Annotated in this window: 6 protein-coding genes; 4 read left to right on the forward strand and 2 right to left on the reverse strand. The window is 70.2% G+C overall.

Annotated elements, in window-relative coordinates:
- Positions 1-129: 129 nt before the first annotated feature.
- On the forward strand, positions 130-876 hold the full coding sequence (locus ACXAHD_RS31190; protein WP_281551626.1) for an SDR family NAD(P)-dependent oxidoreductase: 747 nt from the start codon (positions 130-132) through the stop codon (positions 874-876).
- A 78-nt stretch (positions 877-954) separates the two neighbouring features.
- Here ACXAHD_RS31190 and ACXAHD_RS31195 read toward each other — a convergent pair whose 3' ends face one another.
- Positions 955-2,496: a GMC family oxidoreductase gene (locus ACXAHD_RS31195; RefSeq protein WP_281551625.1), complete on the reverse strand. Its 1,542-nt coding sequence runs from the start codon at positions 2,494-2,496 to the stop codon at positions 955-957.
- Between the two features lie 136 nt (positions 2,497-2,632).
- Positions 2,633-3,367 (reverse strand): TetR-like C-terminal domain-containing protein, encoded by a 735-nt coding sequence (locus ACXAHD_RS31200; RefSeq protein ID WP_281551624.1) that lies wholly within the window; start codon positions 3,365-3,367, stop codon positions 2,633-2,635.
- Between the two features lie 119 nt (positions 3,368-3,486).
- On the opposite strand from ACXAHD_RS31200, the gene ACXAHD_RS31205 reads away from it, so the two are divergent.
- From ACXAHD_RS31205 to ACXAHD_RS31215, 3 genes are all read left to right on the forward strand, one after another.
- Positions 3,487-4,839: a carotenoid oxygenase family protein gene (locus ACXAHD_RS31205; RefSeq protein ID WP_281551623.1), complete on the forward strand. Its 1,353-nt coding sequence runs from the start codon at positions 3,487-3,489 to the stop codon at positions 4,837-4,839.
- Between the two features lie 96 nt (positions 4,840-4,935).
- Positions 4,936-5,547: a hypothetical protein gene (locus ACXAHD_RS31210; protein WP_281551622.1), complete on the forward strand. Its 612-nt coding sequence runs from the start codon at positions 4,936-4,938 to the stop codon at positions 5,545-5,547.
- On the forward strand, positions 5,537-5,805 hold a 269-nt coding region (locus tag ACXAHD_RS31215; RefSeq protein WP_475055027.1), incomplete at its 3' end, for a hypothetical protein. The genes ACXAHD_RS31210 and ACXAHD_RS31215, both read left to right, overlap by 11 nt.

Raw genomic sequence — 5,805 nt, forward strand, 5'->3', positions numbered from 1 at the left:
CGCCAGAAGCCGGAGCCGTAGGCCTGTCCGGCCGTCCCGCGTCGGACCGGCCACCACCCACCGGCCGGTGGGGCGTCGGGCCGGAGCAACCATCCAGCATCCACCCATCATCAACACAGTGGAGGAACCATGAGTGACATGTCGGGCCGGACCACGATCGTGGTCGGGGCGAGCCGCGGCCTGGGCCACGGGGTCGCCACCGCCTTCGCCGACGCCGGTGCGCCGGTGATCGCGGTGGCCCGTACCGCGATGGACTTCCCGGTGCCGGCCAACGGCGCCGGGTCGATCCAACCCGAGATCGCCGACGCCGGCGAGGCCACCGTCCCGGCCACCCTGATCGACCAGTACGAGCCCGAGGCCGTGGTCCTGGTCGCCGGGGCCACTCCGCACATGCGTGCGCTGCAGGAGCAGACCTGGGAGACGTTCTCGGTCAACTGGGAGACCGACGTGCGGATCACCTTCCACTGGCTGCGCGAGGTGCTGCTCAAGCCGCTGCGTCCCGGCAGCCGGGTGATCGTGGTCAGCAGCGGTGCCGTGCTCGGCGGATCGCCGCTCAGCGGCGGCTACGCCGGTGCCAAGGCGACTCAGCGCTACATCACCGGCTACGCCCAGGACGAGGCGAAGCGGGCCGGCCTGGACATCACCTTCACCACGGTGCTGCCGAGGTTCGCGCCGATGACCGGGGTGGGCCTGCCCGCCGTACGGGCGTACGCGGCCCGCGCCGGCAAGTCGACCGAGGAGTTCGTCAACCGGATCGGGCCGCCGCTGACCCCGCAGATCGCCGGTGCCGCGATGGTGGACCTGGTCCGGGCGGACGCCGCGACGGTCGCGCCGGGCTACGAGCTCACCGGGGCCGGGCTGCAGAAGCTGTCCTGATCCCGTACCGACGGTGATGCCCCGCGGGTAGCGTGCTACCCGCGGGGCATGTCGTGTCACCCCGGTCGGTGCCGGCGGTCAGGAGGCCGTCAGCCAGTCGGCGAGCCGCTCACCGATCATGATCGAGGTCAGGTTGGTGTTGCAGTTGACGATCGACGGCATGACCGAGGCGTCGCCCACGTACAGATTGTCCGTGCCGTGCACCCGCAGCCCTTCGTCGACGACGGCGTCGGCGTCGTCGGCGGTGCCCATCCGGGTGGTGCCGACCGGGTGGTAGCCGCTGTCCAGGCTGAGCCGGACGTAGTGGCCGAGGATGTCGTCGTCGGAGACCATCTCCTCGCCGAGGACGACGAACCGGTCGCCGCGGTCGACGATGCCCGGGGTCTGCATCAGCTGCCAGCAGGTGCGGACCGCGTCGACCAGGATCTTGATGTCCTGCTCGGTGGCAAGGAAGTTCAGGTCGATGTCCGGCGGTGACGTCGGGTCGGCCGAGGCGAGCACCAGGCGTCCCCTCGACTGCGGCCGCTGGTGCACCACCATCACCCCGAAGATCGTCTTCGCCGCGGCGAGCATCTGCAGCTCGGGGAAGAGCGTCAGATCGAAGTGATTGATCATGTAGTACTGCAGGTCGTTGAACTCGTCCGAGCCCGGTGCGGTGGTGCGCACCATGGTCTGCAGGAATGCGTCCTGCGGGTCGAACGTGCCCTCCTTCGGCACCATGAACGCGCCGGTGCGCGGGTGGTCGATCAGGGTGCCGCCGACCCCGGGGCGGTCGAGGAGCACGTCGATGCCGAGCCGGCGCAGATCGCTGGCCGGACCGATGCCCGAGCGCATCAGGATCGTCGGCGAGTTGACCGCTCCGGCGGCCAGCACGACGTTGCGGGCGTGGATCTCCTCGGTGCCGCCGGCCGGGTTGGTGACCTCCACGCCGTGCGCCCGGGTCCCGGTGAACAGCACCCGGTTGACCTGCGCGCCGGAGTAGATGGTCAGGTTCGCCCGGCCGCGGGCCATGCCCAGGTAGCCCATCGCGGTGGAGAACCGGGTACGGGTGTCGTTGCGGTTCGACGGGATGGGACCGACCCCGGTGGCCTCGGGGTGGTTGTGGTCCTCCACGTCGGGGAAGCCGGCCTTGAGAGCGGCCTCGTGGAAGACGTGCTGCACCGGGGCCAGCTCGTCGGGCCGCCACCGGCGGATCGGGATCGGACCGCCCTGACCGTGGTACTCATTGTCGAAGTCCAGGTCGTTCTCGAGTCGCTTGTAGTACGGCAGGACCTCGTTCCAGGCCCACGCCGGATTGCCCATCGACGCCCATTCGTCGAAGTTGTTCGGCGTGCCACGCAGGGCGATGGTCGCGCCGACCGCAGACGATCCACCGGTCAGTTTCCCGCGCGGGAAGATGATGCGCCGGCGGTCGGTGATTTCGGCCTTGAAGCGCCAGTCGTACGTGGACATCGACATGGCACTGCCGTCGAGGATCTCGTCCGGTGTCTCGGCGACGGTGGCGTAGTCCGGACCCGCCTCCAGCAGCAGTACCCTGCGCTGCGGGTCCTCGCTCAGGCGGGCGGCGAGTGCGGCTCCGGCGGACCCGGCTCCGACCACCAGATAATCGAATTCGTTCATCAGCGGCGTCCTTCGGCAGTGTCGAGTTGGCGATCCTGGGCGTTTTCGCAGGGCTGGATGCGCATCCATCGCAGGGACCTTCACGTCCCCCGATGAGCATCACATTTGCCAATTCGTGGTGCTTCTCCGCCGTTGCTCAGGGTGTTACTTCTCCGGTATTGCTCAGGGCGCTGTCTTTCTGGCTCGCCGACGCAGACGCCGACGCAGGTGCCGACGCCGACGCCGGCCGTGGCGGTCGGCGGCGGCGGGCCCGAGCCAGCGAGATCATGGTGGCTTCGTGTTTGTCGCCGGCGCCCACCATCAGCGAGCGCAACTGGGTCTCGAAGCACAGGTCGGCGTCGTACGGGTCGATCAGGTAGCCGCCGAGTTCGAGGGCGACCAGACCGTGCAACGCGATCCACATGGTCTGCCCGACGAGCAGCGGATCGGCCGGTCGGAACCGGCCCTGCTCAATGGCCCGGGACACGGCGTCGACCAGCGGCTCCAGGGTGTACCGGCCGTGCTGGCGGTCACCCTCGCCGAGGGCGAACCCGCCGAGTGCCGAACTGCCGAACATGACCAGGTAGAGCTGCGGGTGGTCGAGGGCGTTGGCGCGGTACGCGTACCCGAGCGCCATCACGTCGGCCACGGCGTCGTTGGTGGCCCGGACGGTCGCCATCCGCCGGTGCAGCCGGGCGAAGCCCTCGTGCACCATCGCCCGGACCAGGTTGTCCATCCCGCCGTAGTAGGTGTAGACGACGGTGGTCGACGTGCCGACCTCGGCGGCCAGCCGGCGGGTGGTCAGCGCGGCCGTGCCCCCTTCGGCCAGCAGCCGCGCGGCTGCTTCGAGCAGGGCGGCGGCCAGCTGCGGATCGACCCGGCGCGGACTCACATTGACATGATCTCACGCCCGGCGTACCGTCGAGACATAACGTTGTTACGTAACTGCGAAACGTAACGCTGGTGCGTAACGATGCCGTCCAGGTCGCGTACGGCCGGTGGAGGCCCCCGATGAGCGTCGTCACCCACTCACCCCTGACTCCCGCGACCGTCCGCCGGGACAACCGGCGTCCCGTCGCTCACGAGACGACCGGCACCGACCTGGTCGTCAGCGGTCGGTTGCCCGCCGAGCTCGACGGCTGCCTGGTCCGGATCGGCCCCAACCCGACCCGATCCGACCCGCGGGCCCACCCGCTGGTCGGCGACGGCATGGTGCACGGTGTGCGACTGCGGCACGGTCGGGCGCTGTGGTACCGCAACCGGTGGGTACGCAGCGACAGCGTCGCCCGTACCCGCGGTGAACTCCCCATCCCCGGCCCCCGGCACGGGCTGAGCGACAACGCCAACGCCAACGTGATCCGGCACGCCGGCCGTACCCTCGCGCTCGGCGAAGCCGGCGTCCTGCCGATCGAGCTCGACGGCGAGCTCGACTCGGTGGCCCGGATGGACTTCGACGCGACCCTGCCGCACGGCTTCACCGCGCACGCCGAGACCGACCCGGTCACCGGGGAGCTGTTCGCCGTCGCCTACTACCACGACCTGCCCTACGTCGAACACCTGGTCGTCGGCGTGGACGGCCGGGTGCGGCACAGCACCCGGATCGAGGTGGCCGGCACTCCGCTGATGCACTCGGTGGCCCTGACCGACCGGCACACCGTGCTGTTCGACCTGCCGGTCGCCTTCGACCCGGCTCTGGCCCACGCCGGATCCCGGTTCCCGTACGCCTGGTCCGCTGGTCGGCCGGCCCGGATCGGCCTGCTGCCCCGGGCCGCCGCCGGGCCGGCCGTGCGCTGGTTCGAGGTCGATCCGTGTTACGTCTTCCACCCGGTGAACGCCTACGAGACCGCCGACCGGTGCGTAATCGACGTCGTACGGCACGAGCGGGTCTTCGACCGGGACCGCCGGACACCCGGTGAGTGCGCCCCGACGCTGTGGCGCTGGACCCTCGACCTGACCAGCGGGTCCGTCGCGGCCGAACAGCTCGACGACATTCCGCAGGAGTTCCCGCGCATCGACGACCGGCGCAAGACGACCCCCTACCGGTACGCGTACACGGTGGCGATGCAGGACGGTACCGGCACGCTGGGCGGCTCGGCGCTGCTGCGGCACGATCTGGACGGCAGGGACGTGGCGGTGCACGACTTCGGGCCGTACCGGGAGGCGGGGGAGGCCGTCTTCGTGCCGCGTGGCCCGGTCGGCGCAGAGGATGACGGCTGGCTGCTCACCTATGTGTACGACGCCCGGGTCGACCGCAGCAGCCTGGTGGTGCTCGACGCCGCCGACTTCACCGGTGAGCCGGTGGCCGTGGTGCACCTGCCGGTACGGGTGCCCAGCGGCTTCCACGCCAACTGGATCGCCGGCTGAACATGCCCAACTAGGCAATCTCCAATATCCACGACGTCATGTTGCCAGCTAGCTTCGCGACAGGATGTCATGCCTGGCTCACGGAAGGTATGTCAAATGGCCCATTCCGCTGCCCATCCCGCCCCCCATCCCGCTTCCTCCAGTTCCCCCGGCCTGGTGGCCCGGCTCAACGGCGCACACCACAAGCTGGCCCTGAACGGTTTCCTCGTCGTCGTCCTCGCGCACTGGGCCGAACACCTGGTCCAGGCGTACCAGATCTGGGTGCTCGGCAGCCCCCGGCCGCAGGCCCGGGGCGTGCTCGGCCAGTGGTTCCCCTGGCTGGTCAGCTCCGAGTGGCTGCACTACGGGTACGCCATCGTGATGCTCGTCTTCCTGTTCCTGCTCCGCCCCGGGTTCGCCGGACGGGCCCGGACCTGGTGGACCATCGCACTGGCCATCCAGTTCTGGCACCACATCGAACATCTGCTGCTGCTGATCCAGGCGCAGACCGGCACCATCTTCTTCGGCCAGCCGGTGGTGACCAGCGTGGTGCAGTTGATCGTGCCCCGCGTCGAGCTGCACCTGTTCTACAACTCGGTGGTCTTCATCCCGATGGTGATCGCGATGTACCTGCACCTGCGCCCGAACGAGCGGGATCGGGAGCAGATGAGCTGCAGCTGTGCCGGCCACCGGTCGGAAGTCCGACCGCTCGCCCCCCATGCGGCCTGACCCCCGCCCAGGCGTACCAGCCGCTGCTCTCGGGCTGACCGGCGTCGTCGCGGCGGCCGCCGCAGTGGCCGGCGTCGTCGCCGTGGTCGCCGCGGTGCTGCTGGCCACTCCCGGCAGCGCCCGTGCCGACGACGGCAGGCTGCTCCTGGCGGACCCGGGGGGGGGGGGGGGGGGGGGGGGGGGGGGTGGGCAGGGGGGGGGGGGGGGTGCTAGAGAAAGGGCGGAGAAGAAGGGGTATCGTCAGGGGGGGGGGGGAGG

This window comes from Micromonospora sp. ABR4_055 (assembly GCF_056160425.1).

Excerpts from the sequence above, each read along its gene's own strand:
- ACXAHD_RS31190 (WP_281551626.1), top strand. The coding sequence starts at position 130 with ATGAGTGACATGTCGGGCCGGACCACGATCGTGGTCGGGGCGAGCCGC.
- ACXAHD_RS31195 (WP_281551625.1), bottom strand. The coding sequence starts at position 2,496 with ATGAACGAATTCGATTATCTGGTGGTCGGAGCCGGGTCCGCCGGAGCC.
- ACXAHD_RS31205 (WP_281551623.1), top strand. The coding sequence starts at position 3,487 with ATGAGCGTCGTCACCCACTCACCCCTGACTCCCGCGACCGTCCGCCGG.
- ACXAHD_RS31210 (WP_281551622.1), top strand. The coding sequence starts at position 4,936 with ATGGCCCATTCCGCTGCCCATCCCGCCCCCCATCCCGCTTCCTCCAGT.